Here is a 26,445-nt window from a genome sequence, read left to right as displayed (position 1 = left end):
CCAATAGGTTGAGTTGCTGCCTGGCATATTGAAACTCCTGATTGCTTAACAAGTTACGTACCTTTAATGCGGGCTCAAATCCTTGAACGAACACTCGGTTCCATGGAGGCGCACTTGCTTTGCTTCGGTTCCCTGGAGGCTTTCATCGTCATCCTGACGGGTGGCGAACCACGGGAGCTAATTTACCAGTCGGTGCGTTAAATTCAATATTTTTGTGAGATCGGTCACACATTTTTCTTTTCTATCGGTCAGCGTCGTCCGAACCTGACGATCGTACTGCCTGGTTGCCATCAGCCAGCACAAGCTGCCTGCGATTTGCGCTGATTGCTCACATTTTTGTGTGATTGACTGTATTATCGTTATCCTCTTCCCCGGCCCGCTGATGGGGCCCTGTTAATTCCGTGCTGGTAAGGAGTCCCGACGTGGCACAGCTTAGCTCTCTCTCTCCCAAACTGATTTGGCATTTCTTCGAACAGATCTGCTCCATCCCCCACCCTTCCAAACATGAAGCCAAACTGAGCGCCTGGATCATCCAATGGGCTCAAGGGGAAGGTCTGGCGGTCAAGCAGGACAAGGTCGGCAACATCATCATCAAGAAACCGGCCACCCCGGGGATGGAAAACCGCAAAGCCGTGGTACTGCAGGCCCACATCGACATGGTGCCGCAGGCCAACGCCGACACCAAACACGACTTCGCGACCGATCCCATCGATGCCTATATAGATGGCGAGTGGGTCACGGCCCGTGGCACCACCCTGGGTGCCGACAACGGCATCGGCATGGCCGGTTGCCTGGCTGTGCTGGCTGACAAGACCATCAAGCACGGCCCGCTGGAAGTGCTGTTGACCACCGACGAAGAGACCGGCATGACCGGCGCTTTCGGTCTGGAAGCGGGCTGGCTGGAGGGCGAAATTTTGCTCAACACCGACTCCGAAGAGGATGGCGAAGTCTATATGGGCTGCGCTGGCGGTGTGGATGCCAATATCCGCTTCCCGCTCGAGCTGGTTGACGCCAGCGAAGGCGAAGCGTTCGAGCTGGCCGTGAAAGGGCTGCGTGGCGGCCACTCCGGTTGCGATATCCATCGCGGCCGTGGCAACGCCAACAAGCTGCTGGTGCGTCTGCTCAAAGCAGCCGAGCCGCTGAGTGTTCGTCTGGCCGAGATCCACGGCGGCACTCTGCGCAACGCCATCCCGCGCGAAGCCCGTGCCACCCTGCTGGTGCCTGCTGCCAGCGTGAACGAGTTCAAGGCGCTGGTTGACCGCTACACCGGGATCTACCAGACCGAACTGGCCGCCACCGAGCCAAACCTGACCGTGCTGGTCAACAGCGCCGCCAAACCGGCCAAGCTGATGAGCGTCTCCCTGCAGCAGCGCCTGCTGGATGCCCTGATGGCCTGCCCGAACGGCGTGATGCGCATGAGCGATGCCATGCCCGGCGTGACCGAAACCTCGACCAACCTGGGGGTCATCAAGACTCAGGATGGCGAAGTGTACGTCCAGTGCCTGATCCGCTCCCTGATCGACTCCGGCCGCGAGAGCATCGAGCAGATGACCCGCTCCCTGTTCACCCTGGCAGGCGCCAGCTGCGAATTCACCGGTGCCTACCCGGGTTGGGCGCCGAACGTGGACTCCCCCGTCATGGCGCTGGTACGTAACAGCTACCAGACCCTGTTCGGCACCATGCCCAACGTGATGGTGATCCACGCTGGTCTCGAGTGCGGTCTGTTCAAGAGCGCCTATCCGGAGTGGGACATGGTCTCCTTCGGCCCGACCATCCGCGGTGCCCACTCCCCTGACGAGAAGGTACATATCCCGGCAGTCGAGCGTTTCTGGCAACTGCTGGTGCACGTGCTGGAAGCGATTCCGGCCAAATAACCCGGCCTACGCCACACAGTAAAACAAAGCCCCGCACTGCTGCGGGGCTTTTTATTGTCTGTTCCAGCCTGACGTTGGCACTTAACGAATGCCGCGCGCCTCACGGATCCACTCCCAGGCTTGCTGGATCTCCTGGGTCTTCTCCTTGGCCATCTCCATCATCTCCGGCGGCAGCCCTTTGGCGGCCAGCTTGTCTGGATGATGCTTGCTCATCTCCTTGCGGTAGGCGCGCTTGATATCCTGATCGCTGTCGCTATCGCTCACCCCCAGCAACTGGTAGGCATTCTTGAGGCGATCCGCAGAGGGTGCCGCCTGCCGATACTGCTGACCACCGGAATGGCCCCCCTGATACTGGCCATGAGCCTGATTGAAGAAGTTCATCTGCGCTTCGGCCATCGCCAGAATGCGGGCCAACTCGATGCGGCTGAAGCCCAGCTCGTCGGCAATGGTGTGCAGAATGGCGCGCTCGCCCTCCTCTACCCGACCATCTGCAAAGGCCGCCTGCAGTTGTACCTCGAGGAAGAAGCGCAGAATATCGCGCTGCCCCAGACTGGCACGGCGGAACTCGGCCAGGGTTTCGCGCAGTGGGAAGTCGGCCTCTTTACCGAGACGAAACGACTCCTGCGCCCGGGCACGCTGTTCACCCGCCAGCCGCATCCGATCCATCAGGTTGGAGGCAACCCGGATCTCCTGCTCGGTCACCTGACCGCTGGACTTGGCTATGTGACCCATCACCGAGAAGGTGGCGTGGAAGAAGACGGCTTGCTGCTCCTGACTCGGACCGCGACGAAACGCCCCCTGCAGCCCCATGCCACGGTCGAAACGGTGGCCAATCCAGAGGCCAATCAGGGCGCCGATGATATTGCCGAGCAGAAAACCGAAGAAGGCGCCCAGCACCTTACCCCAAATACGCATGGTTCAAGACCTCTTGAAGTTAATGAGTGCGGGCCTGGAGCTGGTCATCCAGCTCGCGCAGACGGTCGACCGTGCCGATATCGCGCCACTCGCCAGCGAGCAGGCTGCCGCCCACCCGCCCTTGTGCCATCCAGTCACGGAGCAGGGGCGCCAGTTTGCGGGCGCCGCCCGCGAGATCGGCAAAGGCCGCCGGATCATATAGTCCGACCCCGCTGAAGGTAAACGCTGGCGTATCCATGACTCGCCCCCCTTGCAGGGCAAAGTCCCCGCTCGGGTGCTGGGGCGGATTGGGTACCAGCCAAAGGTGGGCCAGATCATCGCCAAGGGGCTGGCTGACCAGAGTGTGATAATCGAGATCGAGCCAGGTATCGCCGTTGATCACCAGAAAAGGGTCTGCGCCCAGCAGCGGCAGCGCCTGCACTATGCCGCCCGCGGTCTCCAGTGCGCTCTCCTCGGCTGACCAGTGGATGGTCACGCCAAGCGCACTGCCATCACCCAGGCTCTCGACCAGCTTGTGGCCGAGCCAGGCGTGGTTGATGACCAACTCGGTCACGCCAGCGGCTTTGAGCTTTTCGATATGGTGGACGATAAGCGGTTTGCCCCCCACCGCCAGCAACGGCTTGGGCAGCAGGTCGGTCAGCGGGCGCATCCGCTCGCCACGGCCAGCGGCCAGGATCATCGCCTTCATGGTTTTACCCCTGCATTGGCGATCCCCGGCAACACCATCTGCTCCAACCACTGACCAAAACGGGCCAATACCGGATAGGCGCTACCGTGAGTGCGACAGACATCCACCACGTAGCCAAGGGTACGGGGAATATCCTTGAGATAGCCGGACTTGCCGTCGCGATGATAGAGCCGGGTGAAGATTCCGGCCGCTTTGAGGTGTCGCTGCATGCCGGTCAGGTCGGCATCACGACGGAAACTGGCATAATCGAGCTCGCCAAGCAGACCCGCCTGTTGCAGGGTGGCAAAGCCGTGGCGCATCCCTTCATCGATCACCTCGTCAGGCCAGCGTATGTAGCAATCTTTAAGCAAGGAGACCAGGTCATAGGTAAGCGGCCCGATGACCATATCCTGAAAATCGATGATGGCCAGCCGGCTGCTCTCGGGGGTATCACCGCCACACACCATCAGGTTGCGACTGTGAAAATCTCTATGCATCACCCCCTGCGGCTGGGCCAGATTGCAGGCGGTGAGGCAGGCAAAGGTCTCATCGAACAACTGCTGCTCTTCATGGCTCAGGGTCAGCTGCAGATGCTGGCCCAGCAGCCACTCGGGGAAAATGCTGTTCTCCCGCGCCATAAAAGCCGCATCGAAGGGTTCAAGCGCCAGTTCAACCGCCCCCAGGCGGGGCAGCAAATCAATCGCCTTGTCATACCAGGCCTGCACATTGTGTTCGTTCAGGCAGCTGATCAGCTGGGTATCGCCCAGGTCACTGACCGCCAGCAGACCCTGTTCGTAGTCCACCGCCTTCACCTCTGGCGCCAACAGCTGACGCGCCTGCAAGGCGGCCGCGTTACGAACAAACTCATGATTTTTTTCGGTTTTCGGATTGGCATCCACCCAAACCAGACCACCACCACGAGAGTAGCGGCGGAAGCTGGCATCACCGGAAATGAGGGTCAACTGAAGATTGGCATCACCGGAAATACGGCGTGCCCACTGCAATAGCAGGGAATCGCGATCGTGCATAAGTAGAGGACCAAGGTGGAAAGCAGCACTTGGCTGTTAGCCCTGGCCGCAATAATGCTTTATCATTGCCGGCTAACATAAAGCAATGACATGCAATGTCAACTCGATGAAACCTGTCGTAAAATGCATGCCTTGGATCAACCGTATCTATCACGGATTGCACGAGTCTTTCACATGACAAAATGGACACTGGGGTACCGCTATCCCATCGCCCTGACTATCAGCCTGGCCCCCGCACTCACCTCTATGATGGTGCAGGCGGCCCCGTTCGAAGCGCCGCCAGCCACCGGCATTCTCGATAGTCTCTGCTATGACTATGTTCCCAAGATAGAGAAGCCTGCATCGGATCAGGATGCCAACGCACAGCCGGTCGAGGTTGATGCTGACCGTCTCGAGGCCAAACAGGGCGGCACCGCCGTCTATGAAGGCGACGTCAAGGTTCGTCAGGGTGTTCGCAAGTTTGACTCCGACTATGCCCAGCTCGACCAGAAGAGCCGGGATGTCATCGCCATCGGCAACATCTATTACAACGACGGTCAGGTGACCGTCACCAGCGACAAGACCCTCAAATCCAACCTGGATACCAAGAACTCCGAGCTGGAAGAGGGCAAGTATCAGGTGCATGGCTCACCGGTGCGCGGCTTTGCCAAGCGCGTGGTGATGACCAACAATAACCAGAACATCACCATGGAGGGGGCCCAGTACACCACCTGTCCCCCCGGTCAGGAAGTGTGGACCCTCAAGGCGGGCAGCATCGACATCGACCAGAAAGAGGTGTTCGGCGAAGCCTGGAACGCCAGCCTCTGGCTTTACGACTATCCGGTGTTCTACTTCCCCTATATCAACTTCCCCATCAAGGATGAGCGGAAGACCGGTCTGCTCTACCCGGGTTACAAGCAGAGCTCCAGCAACGGCATGGATATCACCCAGCCCTTCTACTGGAACATAGCTCCCAACTACGATGCCACCATCACCTCCCGTTTTATGGACAAACGCGGCCTGATGGAACAGGTGGAGTTCCGCTACATGCCGGACCCCGCCCACACCGGCACCCTCTATTTTGAAAATCTGGCGGATGACAAGCAGTACAGCCCGAGCAATCCGAGTCTGGCTGGCCTGTCCGATGGACATCGCTACCTGATGAACGTCCGCCACGGTTCCGCCCTGATGGATGGCAGCCTGCGTTTTGGTATCGACTACACCCAGGTGCGCGACAAGGATTACAACTACTTCAACGACTTCAGCCCGCAAGTGGGCACTCAGGTCGACAGCCAGTTGCAGCAATCCTTTACCGCCGGCTACTACCAGCCCAACTGGAACCTCACCTCCGAGGTGCGCCGCTACCAGATCCTGAGCCCATATGCGCTGCTGCCCCACGAGATGCTGCCGCGTATCGACTACAACTACTATCAGCAAGGCAAGTGGTTCGATCTGGCCTGGAACAGTGAACTAACCAAGTTTGGCTATGACAGTGGTAGTGCCGCCACTCTGCAAGCAGGTGAGCGCTATACCGCCACCCGCCTGCATCTGGCGCCAACCCTGACCGTGCCCTTGGTGGATGCACCGGGTTACTACCTGACCAGTCAGTACAAGCTGATGTTTACCTCCTACAACCAGGAGGTACCCGATAATCTGGTTAGCCAGGACCGCAGCCGCTTCACCGATGCAGACAGCAAACAGCTGACCCTGAAAGAGGGCACCATTACCCGTACTCTGCCCTCCTTCCGCCTCAAGGGGGGCGTCAACTTCGATCGGCCGCTCGACTGGTATGATGGCAAGGGTACCCAAACCCTGGAACCCGAGTTCCAGTACCTCTATATCCCTTACAAAAATCAGGACGAGATCGGGATCTACGACTCCACCACCACCCGTCAGGATTACTACAGCCTGTTCAGTGATCGCCGCTTTGCCGGTCTCGACCGCATCAGCGATGCCAATCGGATCACCGTTGGCCTGACCAGCCGGGTCTATGACAATGTGGGTGATGAACGGTTGCGTCTGGCGGTGGCTCAGGCCTTCGAAATGACACCACCCAAGGTGCGCCTCTACCCTTCAAATCCGGAAAGTACCAACGCACGCTCCCTGCTCTCGTTTGAGGGGGATGCCCGGATCACCGATGAGTGGTTTGCCCACGCAGGAACCCAGTACGATACCTCCGAGGGTGAATTTACGGCTGGCAACGGTGCAGTCGAGTACCGGACCGGCAAGCTGACCACTCAGGTCAACTACCGCTACATCAAGGATGGCAACCTGGACTATCGCTATCCGACCAACACGGCGCTGGCAGAAGATCTGAGCCAGGCGGGTCTGGTGATGATGGCGCCGATCGCCGATCAGTGGCAGATGTATGGCGGTTACTACCGTGACATCAAGCAGGATGTGAACATTGACCGCAAGATCGGTGTCAAATACGACTCCTGCTGCTGGAGCATCAACATGAGCCTGGAGTGGCACAATCAGCCGGACAACGTCACCCTGAAGCCCACTTCGGAAAAAGTCATTGGTCTGCAGTTTGAAATGAAGGGACTTGGCAGCGTGGGTACCGGTGGCCGCAGCGTCACACTGGATACCGAGCTGCTGCCCTATGTTCGCCCGTTTAATCTGAAAGGCCAGCAATGATGCTGGCCCAGCCTTGAGAGATGGATATGAAAAAGACCCTGATTGCCCTGCTGACCGCGGGAATGTTCGGTGCCATGAGCCAGGCCGCACTGGCTGCGCCCGAGCTGATGGACAAGGTGCTGGCCGTGGTCAACAAGGACGTGGTGCTGTCCAGCCAACAGGACGCACTGGTCAACAAGGTAAAACTCTCCGCTCAGGAGAGCGGCCAGTCCCTGCCTGACGATGCCACCCTGCGCAAACAGGCGCTGGATCGGCTGATCCAGGAGAGCCTGCAGTTGCAACTGGCGGAGCGCCAGGGGCTGAAGATCAGCGACACCCAGCTGGAACAGGCTATTCAGGGCATCGCTGCCGACAACAAGATGACCCTGGATCAGCTGCGGGCCCAGCTCGCCCGTGAAGGGATGACCTATGCCCAATATCGGGAAGAGGTTCGCCGCGAGATCCTGATGAACGAGGTGCGCCGCAACCAGGTGCGCCGCCGTATCAACATCTCCGAGCAGGAGGTGAAGCAGGTGGTGGAGATCCTGAAGAAACAGGGTCAACAGCAGAACGAATACCACGTCGGCCATATCCAGATTGCCCTGCCGGACAACCCCACTGCCGCCCAGCTGGATGCCGCCAAGAGCAAGATCGAGCGCATTCTGGCCGCCCTCAAGCAAGGTGCCGACTTCCGCAAACTGGCCATTGCCGAGAGTAACGGTCCCAAGGCGTTGGAAGGGGGCGACTGGGGCTGGATGAGCCCGCAAGAGATGCCGACCCTGATGGCGGAAGCGGTACAGGGTGCCAAGAAGGGCGATATCGTCGGCCCGCTGCGCTCCGGTGCCGGCCTGCACATCGTCAAGGTGTTCGACACCAAGGGTCAGCAGCAAGTGATGCAGACCGAGGTGAAGGCCCGTCATATCCTGATCAAGCCCTCCATCATCCTGAGCGAAGAGAAAGCCAAGGGGATGCTGGATGGCATTCTGCACGACATCAAGAGCGGCAAGGCAAGCTTCGCCAGCATGGCGGAGAAGTACTCCGAAGATCCGGGCTCTGCGGTGCAGGGTGGCGAACTGGGCTGGTCTGATCCCAACGTCTATGTCCCCGAGTTCCGCGACATGGTCAACCGTCTGCAACCGGGCCAGATCAGTGCCCCGTTCCGTACCAGCCACGGCTGGCACATCGTGCAGGTGGAAGATCGCCGCAGCCAGGATGCGACCGACAAGGCTCAGGAGCAGCGCGCCTACCAGCTGATCTACAATCGCCGCTTCGTGGAAGAGTCCCAGGCGTGGCTGGATGAGCTGCGTGACGAGGCCTACATCCAGATCGAAGGAGCTGGTAGCTGATGAGCTGCCGTCGCCTTGCCGTTACCCCGGGCGAACCGGCCGGGATCGGCCCGGATCTGGTGCTGCAGATTGCCCGGCAGGATTGGCCCCACCAGTTGGTGGTGATCGCCGATCCGGCGCTGCTGCGCGAGCGGGCAACCCTGCTTGGTCTGCCCATTGAGCTTGAGCCCTACGATGCCGCCGCCCCTGCCCGCCCCCAGCGGGCGGGCACTCTGACCGTCTGTCCGGTCATCCTCGGCGCCTCTGTGGTGCCGGGCGAGCTGAACGAAGGCAATGGCGCCTATGTGCTGGCAACCCTGCAGCGTGCCTGCGATGGCAACATGAGCGGCGAATTTGCCGCCGTGGTGACCGGGCCGGTGCACAAGGGGATCATCAACCAGGCCGGGGTCTCGTTCAGCGGCCACACCGAGTTCTTTGCCCAGCAATCCAACACCGCAGATGTGGTGATGATGCTGGCAACCGAGGGGCTGCGGGTCGCACTGGCAACCACCCATATTCCGCTGGCCTATGTGGCGATGGCCATCACCGAGGATCGCCTCGGCAAGGTGATCCGGATCCTCAACGAGGATCTCGCCACCAAGTTTGGCATCGCCAAACCCCGTATTTACGTCTGCGGCCTCAACCCCCACGCTGGGGAAGGTGGCCATCTTGGACGTGAAGAGATTGACGTGATCGAACCCGCCTTGGCCACCCTGCGCCAGGAAGGGATCGATCTGGTCGGCCCATTGCCGGCCGACACCCTGTTCCAGGAGAAATACCTCAAGGATGCGGATGCGGTACTCGCCATGTACCACGACCAGGGGCTGCCTGTGCTCAAATACAAGGGCTTCGGCAGTTCGGTCAATATCACCCTGGGGCTTCCCTTCATCCGCACTTCGGTGGATCACGGCACCGCGCTGGATCTGGCAGGCAAGGGCCTGGCCGATCCGGGCAGCCTTGTCACCGCGATTAACCACGCCATCAAGATGGTAGAGAAAAAAAGATATGAGCAGTAAGGTGCACATGGGCCACACGGCCCGTAAGCGTTTCGGTCAGAACTTCTTGCACGACCGGTATGTGATCGATCAGATCGTCGCCGCCATCAACCCGCAGCCGGGTCAGAATCTGGTGGAGATCGGTCCGGGTCTGGCCGCGCTGACCGAGCCGGTCGCCGCCCAGATGGACAAAATGACCGTGGTCGAGCTTGACCGGGACCTGGCAGCTCGCCTGCGCGAGCACCCGACACTCAAAGACAAGCTGACCGTCATCGAAGCGGACGCCATGCGTTTCGACTTCGGCACCCTGATGGGTGAAGGCAAGGGGCCGCTGCGCATCTTCGGCAACCTGCCCTACAACATCTCCACCCCGCTCATCTTCCACCTGTGCGAATTTGCCGACCGGGTTGAAGACATGCACTTCATGCTGCAAAAGGAAGTGGTGTTGCGCCTGGCCGCCGGCCCGGGCAGCAAGGCTTATGGCCGTCTGAGCGTGATGACCCAGTACTACTGCCAGGTGGTGCCTGTGCTGGAAGTGGGCCCGGGAGCCTTCAAACCGGCGCCGAAAGTGGACTCTGCCGTAGTTCGCCTGATCCCGCACAAGAATCCGACCATAGTCGCAAAAGACATTCGTTGTCTGAATCGCGTCTGTACCGAAGGCTTTGGCCAGCGTCGCAAGACCATCCGCAACAGCTTCTCCAACTTCATCACCGACGCCCAGCTGACCGAGCTTGGTATCGATGGCAACCTGCGCCCGGAGAATCTCTCCCTCGAGCAGTTTGTCATGATCGCCAACTGGCTGGCGGATCAGCAACAGGCCTGATTCCGTGGCACTCCCGCACATCGAGATCCGCCCATACCCCGTGTATGTGGCGGGCTCCAAAGACCCTTACCAGTTTCACTATCTGATCGAGATTGAGAATCTGGGGCCCGGCCCGGTGCAACTGCTGCATCGGCGCTGGCTCATCACCGATGCCAATGGCAAGATGCTGGAAGTGGCAGGCCCGGGCGTGGTCGGGGAACAACCCGTCATTGCCGAAGGTGAGACCTACCGCTACCAGAGCGGCGTGCCGCTGGCGACCCCGCTTGGGGTGATGGAAGGGAGCTATACCCTGCAAGATGGCTCTGGTCAGCAGTTTGAGGCGCCCATCGCCCCCTTCACGCTGGCCATCCCCAATATTATCAACTGAGGTTTCATGGCGAACTGTTTTGTCGGTGACATCCAGGGCTGTTACGACGACTTGCGCCGTCTGCTGGATCTTGCCGCGTTCGATCCCGACCAAGACGTGCTCTGGCTCTGCGGCGATCTGGTCGCCCGCGGCCCGGACTCCCTCAATACCCTGCGTTTTGTCAAAGGGCTGGGCAACCGCGCCGTCACCGTGCTCGGCAACCACGACCTGCACCTGCTGGCCGTCGCCGATGGCGTTGCACCGCTCAAGAAGAAAGACAAGCTGCAAAGCCTGATGGATGCCCCGGATCGGGATGAACTGCTGGAGTGGCTGCGCCACCGCCCGCTACTGGCCGAACATCCGGATCTGCCCATCATGATGGTGCATGCCGGGATTTCCCCCGCATGGGATGTCCGCACCGCGCGCAACTGCGCCCGCGAGGTAGAGAGCCTGCTACGCGGTGACCAGTACAGCTGGCTGCTGCACAACATGTACGGCGACCAGCCCGATGGCTGGAAAGATGATCTGGTCGGTATCGACCGCTACCGCTACATCATCAACACCTTCACCCGAATGCGCTTCTGCTATTTCGACGGTCGTCTCGACTTCAAATGCAAGAAGGGGCCCAAGGAGTCGACCCCGGGGCTGCGTCCCTGGTTCGAACAGCGTGAACACCATGTGGACGACCCCATTCTGGTGTTCGGCCACTGGGCAGCCCTGATGGGCAACACTGGCAAGAGCGATATCAAGGCGCTCGATACCGGCTGTGTCTGGGGCAACAGCCTCACCCTGTGGCGCTACGAGGATGATGCCCTGATCGCCACCCCCTGCCCGGTTCACGCCAGCTAGGGGGGACGCAGCAATCTGGCGGTCGCTGCCGCACGAATGGCCACAACCCGCTCCAATCACAAAGCCCGGCAATCTGCCGGGCTTGCTGTTTTGTGTTCTCTGGTTCCCTGCGAATAAGGTTACAACTTGCGCCCCAGCCGCTTCTCGATTTGGCGCCGCTCCCACTCGGGGCCAAACAGCTTGAAGGGCTGAAACACCCGAACAGCATGGGAGGCAAGTCCCAGCCCCCAACCCAGGGTTGGCCACCAGGCCCAGATGTACTCCGGATTGCTCAGGTAGTTGATGACAAACAGCCCGCAGATCACCACCACGTAGCTGGCGACATGGTGATAGAAGCCCTTGAGCTCCTCCACATAGCGCATTGCCGCCCGCTCCTCTGCCGATACCTGCACCGCATCCTGCCCCATAGTGTCACTTCCTCTCATCTCGCGCTCCTGTTGCTCTGATCCATCCAGTTGAGCCACATCGAGTTCAAAGACGGCAGCCAGGGCCTTGAGAGATTCCAGTCCGGGTTGCTGCCCCTGCTCGATCCGCTGGATAGTGCGGACACTCAAACCAGTCAACGTTGCCAACTGATCCTGAGACCAACCCCGTTGCAATCTCAACTTCTTGACGATCATCTCGAACTCCTTGTGGTAATTGACAGGGCCAGCATAGGGCTTGCGCCGCGAAAGGTGACACGACAGATAGCCGACATACATCTGACAGTCCTTTAAAATCAGATGGTTAAGATTTTGTTCTTGTCAGTCAGCCGCTCGTTCCCCCAGATATTGCACAAACCGTAACAGATAACCATCGGGATCCTGCAGCAAAAATTCGCGCTGCCCGGCCAGCATCTCGCCCACTGGATACCAGACCTCAGTGGGCTGCCGGAAAAGTGCAATCTCGGCGGCCTGCAATCGGTCGAGTAGCGGCTGGATCTCGGCCAGCTCCATCTGCAGATTGATCCCCCGACCGAACGGTGGCTCCAACGCCCCGACCTGCCAACCCGCCGGATGTACCTGCTCCAGCATCAGCTGTATCTGTTGCTGCTCAAGATAAGCAAAAGGAGGGTCATCGCGCCGATAGCGGACCGAGAAGCCCAACAAACCGGTATAGAAAACCAGAGATCGAGCCAGATCGGTAACCGACAGCTCCGGTACCATGGGATTCCAATACGGCCCATCCACCGCGACAGTAGGGTTCGTCATGGCTTACAGGCTCTGCATCAGCTCGGCGCCAATTTCAAAGGAGCGCAATCGGGCCTGATGATCGACGATGGGCCCATTGAACATCAGCTCATCGGCACGGGTTTCCGCCAGCAGCGCTTTGAGGCCGTGACGAACCTGCTCAGGGTCGCCCACCAGAGAGCGGGCCAGGGTCTGCTCCATCGCCATCAACTCACGAGGTGCCCACTCGTCGCCAAGCTGGACGACCGGCGCGGGCAGCTTGCCCGCATCACCGCGATGAAGGCGCAAGAACTGCTGCTGCACGGTAGTGAACTGGAAGCGGGCCTCCTTCTCGCTGTCGGCGGCGATCATGTTGATGCAGACCACCGCATGGGGCTTGGGCCAGCGAGCAGAGGGGCGATACTGGCTACGATAGATCTCCAGCGCCTGCAGCAACATGGCGGGAGCAAAATGGGAGGCAAACCCGAACGGCAAACCCATCGCCGCCGCCAGTTGCGCGCTGTAAAGGCTGGAACCCAGCAGCCAGATGGGCAGATGCAGCCCCTGGCCGGGCACCGCCTGCACCGCGCCGATCTCGTCGCCAAAATAGCTCATCAGCTCACGCACATCGGCCGGGAAATCATCCACCTCGCCACTGCGCATACGCCGTAGCGCCCGCATGGTGCGCTGATCGGTACCGGGGGCGCGACCAAGGCCCAAATCGATGCGGTCGGGATAGAGAGAAGCCAAAGTGCCAAACTGCTCGGCAATCACCAGTGGCGAGTGGTTCGGCAGCATGATGCCACCCGCCCCGATCCGCAGAGTGGTGGTGGCTTCGGCCAGATGGCCGATCAGCACCGAGGTAGCGGCACTGGCAATGCCCGGCATGTTGTGATGTTCGGCCAGCCAGTAGCGCTGGTAACCCCACCCCTCGGCATGGCGGGCAAGATCCCGCGAACGGCGAAACGACTCGGCAGGTACGGAACCTTCGGCAACAGGCACCAGATCGAGCACGGAATAGGGGATGGCAGACATGGGTCACTCCATTGATTTACAGGCCAGTAACAAGTGGGGCAATGTAGCACGGGATACCTGAATGAATCACTATCTCCTGCCACACTCTGCCTGCCAAGCGGCAGCAATCGAACGGAACAAATCTCGGGCAAGTATTGTTTGAACGCTCATCCTGCTGGCCGCGCATGCCCGGGGGTGGATCATATTTTCTTACATTTGCGGGCTGGCCTGAGCGCCCCCGGCTGGTTATAACGGTGCCCCTATAGCGAAGGGGGAGCAACAGACTCCCCCTCACTCTTTGTCACACCACACTGTTCAGGTTATCTATGTCAAAACATCTCGTTCTGCTGGGCGCGCTGACGCTCTCCGGCTGCGCCCTGTTGTCTCCCCCCGCCCCCACCGTCACCCCAGTGCACCTTGCCGATACCAGCCAGCGCGGCTTCTACATCGAATGCAGCAGCATGAAAGCCTGCTTCCAGCAGGCCAACCAGACCTGCCCGCAAGGTTACAAGGAGACCGATCGTCGCCAGCAGACGCTCTACAGCACCCAGTATCTGGGGGGAAGCTATGACGACGAGAAGAAGGTCTACAAAGCAGCCAAGCCCTATCGCATCGCCAACACAATCCACTCGCTGACCATACAGTGTCCCGTCACTACAGGCTGAGCCAACCGAAGGGGTACTCTCTCCCGTCACTGCGAAAAAGAAAACGGTCAACCGAAGTTGACCGTTTTTCACTGCACTGCGCTCTTAGAACAGCAGGTGTGCCACCCCGGCAATAACCGGCAAGGTGACCAGGGTGCGCAGCAGGAAGATAACGAACAACTCCCACAGCTTGACCGGGATCTTGCTGCCCAGCAGCAGGGCGCCCACTTCCGACATATAGATCAGCTGGGTTACCGACATGGCGGCAATCACGAAGCGGGTCATGTCACTCTCGATGGTCGAGGCCAGCACCGCCGGAATGAACATGTCGGCAAAACCGACCATGATGGTCTTGGAAGCCGCTTCCGCCTCCGGCAGTTGCAGCAGCTCCAGCAAGGGGACGAACGGGGCGCCAAGCCAGTTGAAGATAGGGGTATGTTCGGCCAGCATCAGGGCACAGGTACCGATCGCCATCACCACCGGCAGCACGCCAAACACCATATCCAGTGCATTCTTCACCCCTTCCCGCACGACGGCGCCGAGATCAGTCATGCTGTCAGCCTTGGTCAGGGCACGCTCGAAACCATAGCTCATCACGCTGTGCTGGTGTGGCACGGCTTCCTGCTTGCGGCACAGGGGTGTGCCATCGGCATAGATGTCCTTCTTCCAGCAAAGTGGCGGCAGACGCGGCACCACGATGGCCGCGACCACCCCCGCCAGACAGACGGTCAGGTAGAAGGGGACAAACATGTGCTCCAGCTTCACCTGGGAGATCACCACCAGACAGAAGGTGATGGAGACAGCAGAGAAGGTGGTGCCAATCACCGCGGCTTCACGCTGGGTATAGAACTTACCTTCATACTGCTTGCTGGTCAGCAGGATGCCAACGCTGCCATCGCCAAGCCAGGAGGCAAAGCAGTCCACTGCGGAGCGACCCGGCAACCGGAACACCGGACGCATGATGCGGGTCATCATGGTGCCGACAAATTCCAGCAGCCCGAAATCGAGCAGTAACGGCAGCAGCAGGCCGGCAAAAATGAAGACCGAAAACAGCACCGGCAGCAGATCGTTGAGCACCAGTCCACCGGTTGCGCCGGAGTAAAGCACCTCTGGCCCCACCTGGAAGAAGGTCAGCAGCACGAAGATACCGCCCAATACCCGCACGCAGGCCCAGAAAGGGGAGACATTGAACAAGCTGTTGAGGAAAGGACGACGCACCAGAATCGCCGGCTTGAACAGCCAGGCAATCAGCGTCATCAGCATGGTGGTGGTGATCACCGCACTGACCATGGCGACCAGATAATCGGCAAAAACGCGCTGTACCAGCTTGGCCAGCACGGCCACCGGGATGGTGACGTTACCGTCATAGACGACCGGCGTCATGAACAGCAGGATCCCGATAAGTGACGGAACCAGAAACATCAACAAGTTACGGCGAGTATTGACCGCAGGTGCTTCGAGACTCTTTTCCAACATGATATGACTGCCCTAATGTTACTTTTCCCTATCCCGGCCAACCTGCGTATTCATGCATTAACCGGCAAAACGGGCGCAAGAATACTCTAAAAAAATGCACAAACAAGCCCTTAAGACAGAAATCTGCGCATAAATATTTCCACAGGTAAACCTTCCATTAAAACAATAAGATACAGCGGCGCATATCGATTCAATCGACATCGCCAGATGATTGTTTCGTTATTGTTAATTTTTGTGGGCAGTATAATCGGTTATCAGTGGCAGGCAATAAGTGACATCACAAATATACCTAATGAGTTGCTGCTCGATAGACATAAAAAAAACCGGAGCCTGTTCAGGCTCCGGTTTTCAATGAGAGTGACGGGGATCAGTCACGGACGTAGATGACTTCAACGCCATCATCTTCGTCGTCATCCCAATCGTCATCATCAAGCCCTTCATCGAAGGCAAGAGAGGCAGCCAGTGCTTCCGCTTCAGCCTTGGCCAACTGGTTCTTGTGGTAGTCGTCCCACTTGAACTCCACCTTCTCAATGGCGTCTTTGGCATCTTCCGCCAGCTGACGGGGCATGGTGTCCAGCAGATCCAGAATGTCGTAGCAGACCTTCTTGGTGCCTTCCTTGCTGATGGCAGTGATGGTATAGACCGGACCTTCGTGGTTCAGGGCCGCCTTGACGCGATCCATCACCTCCTGAGCTTCTTCTTCCAGGATCAGGTCCATCTTGTTGAACACCAACCAGCGTGGCTTGCCAGCCAGTTCCGGGCTGTACTTCTCCAGCTCCTTGACGATGGTCACGGCATTTTCAGCAGGATCGGAGCCATCAACCGGGCAGATATCCACCAGGTGGATCAGCACGCGGCAGCGCTCGAGGTGTTTCAGGAAGCGGATACCCAGGCCTGCGCCTTCGGCTGCGCCTTCGATCAGACCCGGGATATCGGCGATCACGAAGGAGCGGGAGTTCTCACCACGCACCACACCCAGGTTCGGTACCAGGGTAGTGAAGGGGTAATCAGCTACTTTCGGGCGAGCCGCAGAAACGGCGCGAATAAAGGTAGACTTGCCTGCGTTGGGCAGACCCAGCATGCCGACATCGGCCAGCAGCAGCAGCTCCAGCTTCAAAGTACGCACTTCACCCGGAGTACCATTACTCTTCTGGCGGGGAGCACGGTTGACGGAGCTCTTGAAGCGGGTGTTGCCCAGACCATGGAAACCACCTTTGGCAACCAGCAGTTTCTGCTCGTGGTGGGTCAGATCCCCCAGCAGTTCACCGGTATCCTCATCGGTCGCTCGGGTACCGACCGGCACACGCAGGATCTTGTCCTTGCCGCGGCGACCGGTACAGTTGGCGCTCTGGCCATTCTCACCGCGCTCGGCAGCATGGAAGCGCTCGAAACGGTAGTCGATCAGGGTATTGAGGTTCTCGTCGGCGATCAGATATACGTCGCCACCGTCACCGCCGTCACCGCCGTCCGGACCACCGTTGGGAATATATTTTTCACGGCGAAAGCTTACACAACCGTTACCACCGTCACCGGCATCGACTCGAATCTGGACTTCATCAACAAACTTCATAGGTAACCGTCACCTTAATTCGAAAAACCGATACGCAATTATAGTGGTACAGACCCCTGCGGGCGATACGCATCTTGCCAATCATGCCCGTCAGAGCCAAAGTCAGCTGCGTTCCGTTTTTTCGTCAACGACATCATAAAGACGTCAGAAAAACAAAAGCCCCGCCTGTTGGCGGGGCTTCGGATCCTTGCGGTCCGTAATTACTCAGCAACGATGCTAACGTACTTACGATTCAGCGGACCTTTAACTTCGAACAGGATTTTACCAGTCGCGGTAGCGAACAGGGTGTGATCCTTGCCCAGACCAACGTTGGTGCCAGCGTGGAACTTGGTACCACGTTGACGAACGATGATGCTGCCAGCCAGAACTGTTTCGCCGCCGAAACGCTTCACGCCCAGGCGTTTAGCTTCAGAATCGCGACCGTTGCGGGATGAACCGCCAGCTTTTTTGTGTGCCATTTATCGGACTCCTCTAATTAAGCGCTGATGCCAGTGATTTTGACTTCAGTGAACCACTGACGGTGGCCCGCTTGCTTACGATGGTGCTTACGACGACGGAACTTGACGATAGTCACTTTCTCGCCACGGCCGTGAGCCACAACTTCAGCTACAACCTTGCCACCTTCAACGAAAGGAGCACCTACTTTAAAAGTGTCGCCTGCAGCAACCATCAGAACTTCGTTGAAGTCGATGGTAGCGCCAGTCTCAACGTTCAGCTTTTCCAGACGAACGATTTGACCTTCGGCCACACGGTGTTGTTTTCCGCCGCTTTGGAATACCGCGTACATTTGATTAACTCCGTAAAGGCATGTCTTTTGCTCAAGGCTAGACATGCGCAAAAACCTATAACAATGGGCGGGCATTCTACGCAAATCGATCTGCTCAGGCAAGGCCAATTTAGCAAAAAGTTTATTTTGTGCGCATATCTGCCGCCGTGGATAAACGCCTAACTGTAACCCATTGTGAAATCGTGTAGAATCCCTGCCATTACTAAAATCGCAGTTATTGCTGCTGTCACGTTACGAGACTTATGGACCAACAGACTATCCGTGCGCTCTGTGCCGCCGACATGACGGCGGTCAATGAACTGATCCTGGCCCGACTCCAGTCCGACGTTAGTCTGATTAATCAGCTGGGTTTCTACATTGTCAGCGCCGGCGGGAAACGGATGCGCCCCATGCTGACCGTGATGGCTGCGCGTGCGCTTGGCTATGAGGGTGAGGATCACCTGAAACTGGCCGCCATCATCGAATTCATTCACACCTCTACCCTGCTGCATGACGACGTGGTCGACGAATCCGACCTGCGCCGTGGCAGGGAGACCGCCAACGCCATGTTTGGCAATGCCGCCAGCGTGCTGGTCGGTGACTACCTCTATAGCCGCTCCTTCCAGATGATGGCCGAGCTCTCCAACCTGCGGGTGATGGAGATCCTCTCGGATGCCACCAACACCATCGCCGAAGGGGAAGTGTTGCAGCTGATGAACTGCAACGACCCGGATACCACCGAAGAGAGCTACATGACGGTCATCTACTGCAAGACCGCCAAGCTGTTCGAGGCCGCCACTCGCCTTGCCGCCGTGCTGACCCATCAGCCCGAGCCCGTCGAGCAGGCCATGACCGATTACGGCAAGTATCTGGGCACCGCGTTCCAGATCATCGATGACGTGATGGACTACTGCTCCCAGAGCGAAGAGATGGGCAAGAACGTCGGCGACGATCTGGCCGAAGGCAAACCGACACTGCCGCTGCTGCGCGCCATGGAAGTGGGCACGCCGGAAGAGCGCCAGCTGGTGCGCGATGCCATCGAGCACCGCAACGGCATGGAGCATCTTGAGCAGATCCTCGGCATTCTCGATCGTACCGGCGCGCTGGAGTACTCCCGCATGCGAGCCAGGGAAGAGGCCGACAAGGCCATTGCCGCCCTCGCCATCCTGCCTGACTCCCCGCACAAACAGGCGCTGGAAACACTGGCCCACATGGCCGTGCAGCGCAGTGCCTGAGTAAACGACATGCATGAAAAAAGAGGCCTTCGGCCTCTTTTTTATTGTCTGCTATCTGCTGGACAGTGCATTGCGCCAGACTCAGCGACTCAGCATCCAGAGGATCACGCTACCTGCCACCACTAGCGAGCCGCCGATACGGCGCAACTGCTCCGGTGGCTGATCGCTCAGCAGCCGCAACATCTGCTGCCATGCCCTGGGCATCAACAACGGGCCGAGCCCCTCGAACAACAGCAGCAATCCCAACCCCATCAGCATGGATGTCAGCATCCGACCTCCTTCAATGCAACCAGCCCCTGGGTCGACGGCTGGCATTGGCACCAAAAACAAAAGGGTCTGACAATGCAGACCCTTTGAATGTGACCTCGTGGCGATTACTGCTTGGTGCCGTGAGGAGACTTGAGGTAACGGAAGAACTCGCTGTCCGGCTTCAATACCATCAGGTCGTTGCCACCGGCAAAGCTCTTGCGATAGGCCTCCATGCTACGCACGAAGCTGAAAAACTCGGGGTCTTTCTTGTAGCTGTCGGCATAGATCTTGGCGGCTTCCGCATCCCCTTCACCGCGCAGCTGGCGAGCGTTACTCTCGGCGTCGGCGATCATGACGGTCACCTTGCGGTCGATATCGGCACGCAGGATTTCAGCCTTCTCGCGACCCTGAGAGCGGTGCTCACGGGCGACTGCGGTACGTTCGGCGCGCATCCGCTGGTAAATGGAGTTGGAGACTTCCACCGGCAGGTTGATCTGCTTGATCCGCACATCCACCACCTTGATACCGAGCTCGGAGGAGCGCGCCATCTTCTTCAGGGCATCTTCCATCACGGTACTGCGCTCACCGGAGACGATGTCCTTGATGGTACGGTTACCAATCTCGGAACGCAGACCGTTGTTGATCTTGCGCTTGAGCAGATCTTCAGCCTGCAGCTTGTTGCCACCACCGGTTGCCAGGTAGTACTTGGAGAAGTCCTCAATCTTCCACTTCACGTAGGAGTCGATGATCAGGTCTTTCTTCTCGGAGGTGACAAAACGGTCGGCCTGGCTGTCAATGGTCTGGATGCGGGCATCCATCTTGCGAACCTGGTCGATGAGCGGCACCTTGAAGTGCAGGCCCGGCTCATAGAGGCGGGGTTCACCGGAGTCAACCCGCTTCACCTTGCCAAACTGCACCACAATCCCCTTCTGACCTTCATCAACGATAAAGACAGAGGAGAAGCAGACCATGGCCGCGACAGCGATTGCACCAATAGCTAGCTTTTTCATCTATCAGTTTCTCCCTGAGCTGAAGCGGTCACCGCTACGCAGCGGCATTGTCGGGGTAGAGTTGGCACCCTCGTTGGAAACGGGGACCTGCTCTGTGACCGGGGCGACAGTGGCACGATCAGACTGGGCAGCCTTCGGCTTGCCAGACAGCTTGTCGAGCGGCAGGTAGATCATGCTGTTGTTGCCAGCCGGCATGTCGACCACCACCTTGTTGGCCTGCTGATAGAGCTCTTCCATGGTTTCCAGATAGATACGCTCACGGGTCAGCTCGGGGGCAGCCTGATACTGGGGCAGCAGCTCGTTGAAACGAGCGACTTCACCCTGGGCTTTCAACACGATCTGGGATTTGTAAGCTTCCGCTTCCTGCTCCAGACGCTTCACCTGACCACGGGCCTTGGGCTCGACTTCACGGGCATAGGCTTCTGCTTCACGAATGAAACGCTGCTCATCTTCCTGAGCGGAGATGGCGTCATCAAACGCGTCTTTCACCTCTTCCGGCGGACGCGCCGGCAGGAAGTTGACGTCGACGATCTGCAGACCCATCTGGTAGGGCTCGATGATGCCATCGATCACCTGCCAGGTCTCCTGACGCACCTTCTCACGACCGGTAGTCAGCACGTCATCCATCCGGGTATGACCCACCACGTAGCGCAGAGCGCTATCGGTGGCCTGACCCAGACTCTCGTCGGCATTGGTCACGCTGAACAGATACTGCTCGGGATTGACCACACGGTACTGCACGTCCATCTCGACCCGTACCACGTTCTCATCCTGAGTCAGCATGAAACCGGAGGCAGGCAGGGAGCGCACGGACTCGACGTCCACCGGGATCACCTGATCGATAAAGGTCGGCTTCCAGCGCAGGCCCGGCTCGACAATATGGGAAAACTTGCCAAACCGCAGCACGGCACCACGCTCCGCTTCGCGAATGGTGTAGAAGCCGCTGACGACCCACACCACCACAGCCACAACCAGCGCGATGGAGATACCAAAGCGACCTACATCGCCGCCAGATTTGCCGCCACCAAACAAGCCACCGAAACGGCGACTCACTTTGCGCAGCATTTCATCCAGATCAGGGGGTCCCTGATTCTTGCCGTTATTCCCCCAAGGGTCACGGTCTTTGCCGTTGTTACCAGGCTCATTCCAAGCCATCAGCGTCTCCATTAATACATGCGGATGGATATCATCTCTATCGGGCCATCATACGTTGAGAAGCCCCTAAGGGTTCATCTTCATCAACGAATCAATGCCTGATAAAGCGTTGTAAACTCTCACCTTCCTGTTTCACGAGGCGGTTCCAGTCGGCCACTTGCAAGCGGACTTCCAGCACGAAATCCCCCTCCTCGCTAAAACCTTCCTGCTCAATCCCTTTCAGCTGATAGAGCGCACTGCGCAATCTCGCGGCAGAAGGAGGCAACTGCAGGGTGTGATGCACCATGGAGCCAGCCAGCAATTCGGTCAGCGCCGTAAACAGATGCTCACAACCTTCACCGGTCTGGGCCGACAACCAGACGCGCAACGGGCGCCCCTCGTCATCTCGCTCCAGACCTGCCGGACGATCCGCCAGCTTGTCGATCTTGTTGCAGATCATCAGCTGGGGCCTGTCATCGGCTTCAATCTCGGCCAATACCTGCTGCACGGAGTCGATATTCTCCTGCATCTGCTCATCGGCACAGTCCACCACATGCAGCAGCAGATCCGCTTCACGGGTCTCCTGCAGGGTTGCCTTGAAGGCCGCGACCAGATCATGGGGCAAGTGTCGAATAAATCCAACTGTATCCGCCAAAATCACATCACCCACATCCCGGATCACCAGTTTACGCAGGGTGGGATCCAGAGTTGCGAATAATTGGTCGGCAGCATACACGCTGGCAGCTGTAAGTTGGTTGAACAAAGTGGACTTTCCGGCGTTGGTGTAACCAACCAGTGACACCGTCGGCACTTCGTTGCGGTTGCGGGCGCGGCGTCCCTGCTCCCGCTGCTTGGCCACCTTGTCGAGCCGACGCAAAATCGCCTTGATGCGTTCCCGCAGCAGACGCCGGTCAGTTTCAAGCTGGGTTTCACCCGGGCCACGCAGACCGATCCCGCCCTTTTGACGTTCAAGGTGGGTCCAGCCTCGCACCAGACGAGTGGAAAGATGGCGCAACTGGGCCAGTTCGACCTGCAGTTTACCTTCGTGGGTTCGGGCGCGCTGGGCAAAGATATCGAGGATCAGGCCGGTTCGATCCACCACCCGGCACTGGAACAGACGCTCCAGGTTGCGCTCCTGGGCAGGGGTCAGGGCATGGTTGAAGATGACGACGTCGGCATCCAGCATCTGGACTTGGGACGCGATCTCTTCAGCCTTGCCACTGCCGACAAAAAATTTGGCACTGGGCGCACTGCGACTGGTGGTAATTACCCCCAGCGCATTGACTCCGGCCGAGCTCACCAACATCTTGAGCTCTTCCAGATCCTCCCGCTCACCCTCATCACTGAAGTTGACATGCACCAGAACGGCCTGTTCGCCAGCTTCATAACGGTCAAACAAGCGCTTGCTCCTTAACAGGAATCATGATGAATCTGAGTTGGCGAGTCGACTCGCCCAGGGATATCACGCCTCGGCATCACCCTGTTCATCAGCCGCGCCACCCGGTGTGGGCTGGTGATGATTGACGGCACGGGCCGGTACGACAGTCGAGATGGCGTGCTTGTAAACCATCTGGCTCACGGTGTTTTTCAGCAGGATAACAAACTGGTCAAAAGACTCGATCTGACCTTGCAGTTTGATGCCGTTCACCAAATAGATAGAAACAGGAATCCGCTCACGGCGCAGCGCATTCAAAAACGGGTCTTGGAGAGATTGCCCCTTAGCCATTTTTCTTTTCCTTATAGTTTGTTGTTTTTAAACACCGAATATCAATATAACAACCTGATTATACAGGGAGTGTCAAGCCGCACCAGCGCGAGCAAGCACGCGGTCGAGATTGCCAGACTCACCAGATTCCAACCAGGTCACGTCGGGCCAGCCGCGCAACCAGGTCATCTGTCGTTTTGCCAATTGGCGTGTGGCAACAATGCCACGATAACGCATCTCATCATACCCCACTTCACCGCACAGGTAGTCCCACATTTGGCGATAACCCACACAGCGAATGGAGGGGAGATCCGGGGTCAGATCGCCGCGCGCCATCAGCGCACGAACCTCCTGTTCAAAGCCGCCTTGCAGCATCTTGTCAAAGCGCTGTTCGATCCGCTGATGCAGCACGGCGCGATCGCTCGGGGCGATGGCAAACTGCTGCACCCGATAGGGCAAGCCCTCCCCCTGCACCTGCGTCAGCTCGGTAAGGGTCTTGCCGCTGATGCGGTAGACCTCAAGCGCCCGGCTGAGCCGCTGCGGGTCATTGGGGTGAATTCGCGCCCCGGCCACAGGGTCAATGCGCACCAGCTCGTCGTGCAGCGCCTGCCAACCGAGGCGGGCAGCCTCTTCCTCAATCCCGGCACGAATGGCGGGATCGGCGGAGGGCAGCGGGGACAATCCCTCCAGCAGCGCCTTGAAATAGAGCATGGTGCCGCCCACCAGCAGCGGAATGCGGCCACGGTCGGCGATCTCTTTCATCTCCCGCAGGGCATCCTTGCAAAAATCGGCTGCCGAATAGCTCAAGGCTGGGTCAAGAATGTCGATCAGCCGGTGCGGGGCCCGCGCCAGTTCATCGGCGGTCGGCTTGGCCGTACCGATATCCATGCCGCGATAGATCAACGCCGAATCGACGCTGATGATGTCGCAAGGCAATGCCTGGCACAATTCAATGGCGAGATCCGTCTTGCCGGAGGCCGTCGGCCCCATCAGAAAAATTGCGGTCGGCAAGTCACTCGCCATGTTCAAACTCCTCCAGCACGGTCGCCAGTGAAAGGGGGCGCACCATGCGAATGTCTGCCAGTTGGTCACTGAAATCGGTCACAAGTTCCGTCAGCAGACGACTGGCAGTTGAAAAATCGTATATCTTCTCGCGGCTTATCCCCTGCTCCACCAGCCATTGGCATAATACTTCAGCCTGCTGACCAGCATCACTGTCAGATCCGCCCTCGATAATTTGCAGCAATTCGGGTAACAGACGAACCAAATCGGTCTGGCGCAGCAGAGCCGGCACCCGAGTCAGGATCATGGTGTCGCGCCCCCCGCTTTTCAACTCCAGCCCCATCCGTTTCAGCAAACGTTCCTGCTCGGTCACCAGCGCGATCAAATTCTTCGGCAATTTGAAGGAGACCGGCAGCAACAGTGGCTGGGCCGCCAGTCCCTGGCCCCAGGTCTCCAGCAGCCAGTGGCGAAGCAGCACACGCTCGGCACGTACCAGCGAAAGCAGGGCCAGCTGATTATCCCGCTCGATCAACAGGTAGGCCTGATCCACCAGTGTCAGGGCACGACATCCCCCCTGTTTGGGTGACGGCACTGTGTCGGTGGACTGTGCGGGAGCAGCCTCAGCCGCAGTTGCGATAGGCAGCGTAGTGAGCAGAGCGCCCATGCCGCGCATCGCCTCACGGCTTGGGGGCTCGGGCGGTTGATAATTGCTGGCTCGGCCAGCCCCACCGCCCCCCTCCCGCACCTGTGCAGGTGCCCGGTAGCTGTGCTCGGCACCATACCATTCGGGACGTGGCGCCTGACCGGGATATTCAATCTGCGGACTGACCGGCAACTCAACCAGGGTTTCGGCCAGCGGCGCGTCCTGATGAGCGGCGCTGACCCCTTCGCGGCGCAGCGCGGTAAACAAAGCCTGAAAGATAAAGTCGTGGATCAACCGCGCCTGATGGAAGCGCACCTCATGCTTGGCCGGGTGGACGTTGACATCCACCTGACGGGGATCCAGCTCGATATAGAGCACATAAGCGGCGAAGCGGTCGGGAGGCAGCAACTCGTCATAGGCCTGACGAATAGCGTGGTTGATGAGCTTGTCGCGCATCATCCGGCCGTTGACATAGGTGTATTGCAGGTCGTTCTGCGGTCTTGCCCCCTCCGGAGTCGCCAACCAGCCCCACAAACGCACGTCGCTATGCTCGCTCTCCACCGCCAGCGCATGGTGCATGAAGGGGGTGCCGCAAACGGCGGCGAGACGCCGCTCCTGCTCCGGCACGGTATTGGCGGCCTTGTACTGGCGCACCACCTTGCCATTGTGGCGCAGGATCAGGGTGGCATCGAAGCGGGAGAGCGCGATGCGGCGCACCAGCTCGTCGATATGGGCAAACTCGGTCTTTTCGCTGCGCATGAACTTGCGCCGCGCCGGGGTATTGAAGAAGAGATCCACCACCTCCACCGTGGTGCCCACCGGATGGGCCGCCGGCTTGATGGTGACGCTCATCTCGCGCCCTTCCGCCTGGGCTTGCCAGGCTTCGGACTGCTCGGCGGTACGGGAGGTAAAGGTGAGACGGGAGACCGAGCTGATGGAAGCGAGCGCCTCGCCACGAAAACCGAGGCTGTTGATCCCTTCCAGATCATCCAGCGTGGCCACCTTGGAGGTCGCATGACGCGATAGCGCCAGCACCAGCTCGTCTTTGGCGACGCCACAGCCGTTGTCACGGATGCGGATCAGCTTGGCGCCCCCCTTGTCGATGTCGATCTCGACCCGGTCGGCCCCCGCATCCAGGCTGTTTTCCACCAGCTCTTTCACCACAGAAGAGGGCCGCTCCACCACCTCTCCGGCTGCAATCTGGTTGGCCAGAATGGGTGGCAAAATACGGATCGGCATCATTTACTCCTGAATTTCAATCTTGCGGATGGTCAGTCTCTTAAGGCTCCAGGAGGGCAGCACCACCACCTCTCCACCAACCGGAATCTGGTTGGCAAGGATAGGGGGCAATATACGGATCGGCATCACTTGCTCCTGAATTTCAATCTTGCTGATGGTATTCGCTAACAGCGGGAGCGGCATCGCCCGC

The 26,445-nt window shown here is 58.8% G+C and carries 27 protein-coding genes; 9 read left to right on the top strand and 18 right to left on the bottom strand.

All coding sequences use genetic code 11. The features are described 5' to 3' along the window. Window positions 1-422: 422 nt before the first annotated feature. Window positions 423-1,874 carry an aminoacyl-histidine dipeptidase gene (locus tag AB5Y73_RS01300; protein WP_107682579.1) on the top strand — a complete coding sequence of 484 codons (1,452 nt, stop codon included), beginning with the start codon at window positions 423-425 and terminating at the stop codon, window positions 1,872-1,874. Between the two features lie 81 nt (window positions 1,875-1,955). Here the strand turns inward: AB5Y73_RS01300 and djlA are convergent, their stop codons facing one another. The 3 genes from djlA to AB5Y73_RS01285 are packed head-to-tail and all read right to left on the bottom strand — an operon-like array spanning window position 1,956 to window position 4,484. Beyond that, window positions 1,956-2,789 (bottom strand): co-chaperone DjlA, encoded by an 834-nt coding sequence (gene djlA, locus AB5Y73_RS01295; protein WP_107682580.1) that lies wholly within the window; start codon window positions 2,787-2,789, stop codon window positions 1,956-1,958. A gap of 19 nt (window positions 2,790-2,808) precedes the next feature. Further along, window positions 2,809-3,477: an N-acetylmuramate alpha-1-phosphate uridylyltransferase MurU gene (murU, locus tag AB5Y73_RS01290; protein ID WP_107682581.1), complete on the bottom strand. Its 669-nt coding sequence runs from the start codon at window positions 3,475-3,477 to the stop codon at window positions 2,809-2,811. Then, the gene (locus AB5Y73_RS01285; protein ID WP_107682582.1) at window positions 3,474-4,484 is read right to left on the bottom strand and encodes an aminoglycoside phosphotransferase family protein; all 1,011 of its coding nucleotides are present in this window, start codon (window positions 4,482-4,484) and stop codon (window positions 3,474-3,476) included. The genes murU and AB5Y73_RS01285 overlap by 4 nt, the downstream gene beginning before the upstream one ends. 174 nt (window positions 4,485-4,658) lie before the next feature. On the opposite strand from AB5Y73_RS01285, the gene lptD reads away from it, so the two are divergent. From lptD to AB5Y73_RS01255, 6 genes are read left to right on the top strand one after another with little or no spacing between them, the layout of a single operon-like run. Next, window positions 4,659-7,103, top strand: coding sequence for an LPS assembly protein LptD (gene lptD / locus AB5Y73_RS01280; RefSeq protein ID WP_107682583.1), 2,445 nt, complete (start codon window positions 4,659-4,661; stop codon window positions 7,101-7,103). A 26-nt stretch (window positions 7,104-7,129) separates the two neighbouring features. Next, a complete protein-coding gene (surA, locus tag AB5Y73_RS01275) occupies window positions 7,130-8,428 on the top strand; it encodes a peptidylprolyl isomerase SurA (protein WP_005349338.1) in 1,299 nt (432 codons plus the stop codon). Continuing rightward, window positions 8,428-9,423, top strand: coding sequence for a 4-hydroxythreonine-4-phosphate dehydrogenase PdxA (pdxA, locus tag AB5Y73_RS01270; RefSeq protein WP_107682584.1), 996 nt, complete (start codon window positions 8,428-8,430; stop codon window positions 9,421-9,423). Before surA ends, pdxA begins: the two co-directional genes overlap by 1 nt. Continuing rightward, window positions 9,413-10,225, top strand: a complete 813-nt coding sequence (rsmA, locus tag AB5Y73_RS01265; RefSeq protein WP_005339016.1) for a 16S rRNA (adenine(1518)-N(6)/adenine(1519)-N(6))-dimethyltransferase RsmA — start codon at window positions 9,413-9,415, stop codon at window positions 10,223-10,225. The genes pdxA and rsmA overlap by 11 nt, the downstream gene beginning before the upstream one ends. Window positions 10,226-10,229: 4 nt before the next feature. Beyond that, on the top strand, window positions 10,230-10,592 hold the full coding sequence (gene apaG, locus AB5Y73_RS01260) for a Co2+/Mg2+ efflux protein ApaG (RefSeq protein ID WP_031227971.1): 363 nt from the start codon (window positions 10,230-10,232) through the stop codon (window positions 10,590-10,592). A 6-nt stretch (window positions 10,593-10,598) separates the two neighbouring features. Further along, a complete protein-coding gene (locus AB5Y73_RS01255; protein ID WP_021231933.1) occupies window positions 10,599-11,420 on the top strand; it encodes a symmetrical bis(5'-nucleosyl)-tetraphosphatase in 822 nt (273 codons plus the stop codon). 119 nt (window positions 11,421-11,539) lie between these two features. On the opposite strand, the gene AB5Y73_RS01250 is transcribed toward AB5Y73_RS01255, so the two are convergent. The 3 genes from AB5Y73_RS01250 to AB5Y73_RS01240 form a co-directional block, all read right to left on the bottom strand. Continuing rightward, window positions 11,540-12,040, bottom strand: a complete 501-nt coding sequence (locus AB5Y73_RS01250; protein WP_107682676.1) for a 2TM domain-containing protein — start codon at window positions 12,038-12,040, stop codon at window positions 11,540-11,542. Between the two features lie 123 nt (window positions 12,041-12,163). Then, entirely contained in the window at window positions 12,164-12,610 is a 447-nt protein-coding gene (locus tag AB5Y73_RS01245) for a VOC family protein (protein ID WP_107682585.1), read from the bottom strand. 3 nt (window positions 12,611-12,613) lie between these two features. After that, a complete protein-coding gene (locus AB5Y73_RS01240) occupies window positions 12,614-13,603 on the bottom strand; it encodes a luciferase-like monooxygenase (RefSeq protein ID WP_107682586.1) in 990 nt (329 codons plus the stop codon). 305 nt (window positions 13,604-13,908) lie between these two features. Here AB5Y73_RS01240 and AB5Y73_RS01235 point away from each other — a divergent pair, with 305 nt between their 5' ends. Beyond that, window positions 13,909-14,247 (top strand): hypothetical protein, encoded by a 339-nt coding sequence (locus AB5Y73_RS01235; protein WP_100646709.1) that lies wholly within the window; start codon window positions 13,909-13,911, stop codon window positions 14,245-14,247. A gap of 84 nt (window positions 14,248-14,331) precedes the next feature. Here AB5Y73_RS01235 and AB5Y73_RS01230 read toward each other — a convergent pair whose 3' ends face one another. The 4 genes from AB5Y73_RS01230 to rplU all read right to left on the bottom strand — a co-directional run bounded on the left by AB5Y73_RS01230 (window position 14,332) and on the right by rplU (window position 18,059). Then, window positions 14,332-15,702, bottom strand: a complete 1,371-nt coding sequence (locus AB5Y73_RS01230; RefSeq protein WP_107682587.1) for a YjiH family protein — start codon at window positions 15,700-15,702, stop codon at window positions 14,332-14,334. Window positions 15,703-16,069: 367 nt separating this feature from the next. Next, window positions 16,070-17,272 (bottom strand): Obg family GTPase CgtA, encoded by a 1,203-nt coding sequence (cgtA, locus tag AB5Y73_RS01225; RefSeq protein ID WP_118854265.1) that lies wholly within the window; start codon window positions 17,270-17,272, stop codon window positions 16,070-16,072. A 200-nt stretch (window positions 17,273-17,472) separates the two neighbouring features. Then, window positions 17,473-17,730, bottom strand: a complete 258-nt coding sequence (gene rpmA / locus AB5Y73_RS01220; RefSeq protein ID WP_005339028.1) for a 50S ribosomal protein L27 — start codon at window positions 17,728-17,730, stop codon at window positions 17,473-17,475. A 17-nt stretch (window positions 17,731-17,747) separates the two neighbouring features. Then, window positions 17,748-18,059 carry a 50S ribosomal protein L21 gene (gene rplU, locus AB5Y73_RS01215; protein ID WP_005304210.1) on the bottom strand — a complete coding sequence of 104 codons (312 nt, stop codon included), beginning with the start codon at window positions 18,057-18,059 and terminating at the stop codon, window positions 17,748-17,750. Window positions 18,060-18,301: 242 nt separating this feature from the next. Between rplU and ispB the strand changes: the two genes are divergently transcribed. After that, a complete protein-coding gene (gene ispB / locus AB5Y73_RS01210; protein WP_019444890.1) occupies window positions 18,302-19,273 on the top strand; it encodes an octaprenyl diphosphate synthase in 972 nt (323 codons plus the stop codon). 81 nt (window positions 19,274-19,354) lie between these two features. Here the strand turns inward: ispB and AB5Y73_RS01205 are convergent, their stop codons facing one another. The 8 genes from AB5Y73_RS01205 to AB5Y73_RS01170 form a co-directional block, all read right to left on the bottom strand. Continuing rightward, window positions 19,355-19,543 (bottom strand): DUF2065 family protein, encoded by a 189-nt coding sequence (locus AB5Y73_RS01205; RefSeq protein WP_005339036.1) that lies wholly within the window; start codon window positions 19,541-19,543, stop codon window positions 19,355-19,357. A gap of 104 nt (window positions 19,544-19,647) precedes the next feature. Next, window positions 19,648-20,532 (bottom strand): protease modulator HflC, encoded by an 885-nt coding sequence (hflC, locus tag AB5Y73_RS01200; RefSeq protein ID WP_005339038.1) that lies wholly within the window; start codon window positions 20,530-20,532, stop codon window positions 19,648-19,650. Window positions 20,533-20,535: 3 nt separating this feature from the next. After that, window positions 20,536-21,687, bottom strand: a complete 1,152-nt coding sequence (gene hflK / locus AB5Y73_RS01195; protein WP_107682589.1) for an FtsH protease activity modulator HflK — start codon at window positions 21,685-21,687, stop codon at window positions 20,536-20,538. A 91-nt stretch (window positions 21,688-21,778) separates the two neighbouring features. Further along, on the bottom strand, window positions 21,779-23,065 hold the full coding sequence (hflX, locus tag AB5Y73_RS01190; RefSeq protein ID WP_005339043.1) for a ribosome rescue GTPase HflX: 1,287 nt from the start codon (window positions 23,063-23,065) through the stop codon (window positions 21,779-21,781). Window positions 23,066-23,128: 63 nt separating this feature from the next. Further along, a complete protein-coding gene (gene hfq, locus AB5Y73_RS01185; RefSeq protein ID WP_005339045.1) occupies window positions 23,129-23,392 on the bottom strand; it encodes an RNA chaperone Hfq in 264 nt (87 codons plus the stop codon). Between the two features lie 72 nt (window positions 23,393-23,464). Beyond that, window positions 23,465-24,394 (bottom strand): tRNA (adenosine(37)-N6)-dimethylallyltransferase MiaA, encoded by a 930-nt coding sequence (gene miaA / locus AB5Y73_RS01180; RefSeq protein ID WP_162895399.1) that lies wholly within the window; start codon window positions 24,392-24,394, stop codon window positions 23,465-23,467. Continuing rightward, window positions 24,384-26,255, bottom strand: coding sequence for a DNA mismatch repair endonuclease MutL (gene mutL, locus AB5Y73_RS01175; protein WP_088870084.1), 1,872 nt, complete (start codon window positions 26,253-26,255; stop codon window positions 24,384-24,386). Before mutL ends, miaA begins: the two co-directional genes overlap by 11 nt. Window positions 26,256-26,258: 3 nt before the next feature. Beyond that, on the bottom strand, window positions 26,259-26,438 hold the full coding sequence (locus AB5Y73_RS01170) for a hypothetical protein (RefSeq protein ID WP_107682590.1): 180 nt from the start codon (window positions 26,436-26,438) through the stop codon (window positions 26,259-26,261). Window positions 26,439-26,445: the final 7 nt, after the last annotated feature.

Origin of the sequence: Aeromonas sp. s7(2024), from assembly GCF_040907825.1 — a bacterium.
GTDB lineage: Bacteria > Pseudomonadota > Gammaproteobacteria > Enterobacterales > Aeromonadaceae > Aeromonas > Aeromonas veronii.
Note: the sequence above shows the minus strand (reverse complement) of the source record. Positions and strands in the feature narration are given on the sequence as shown.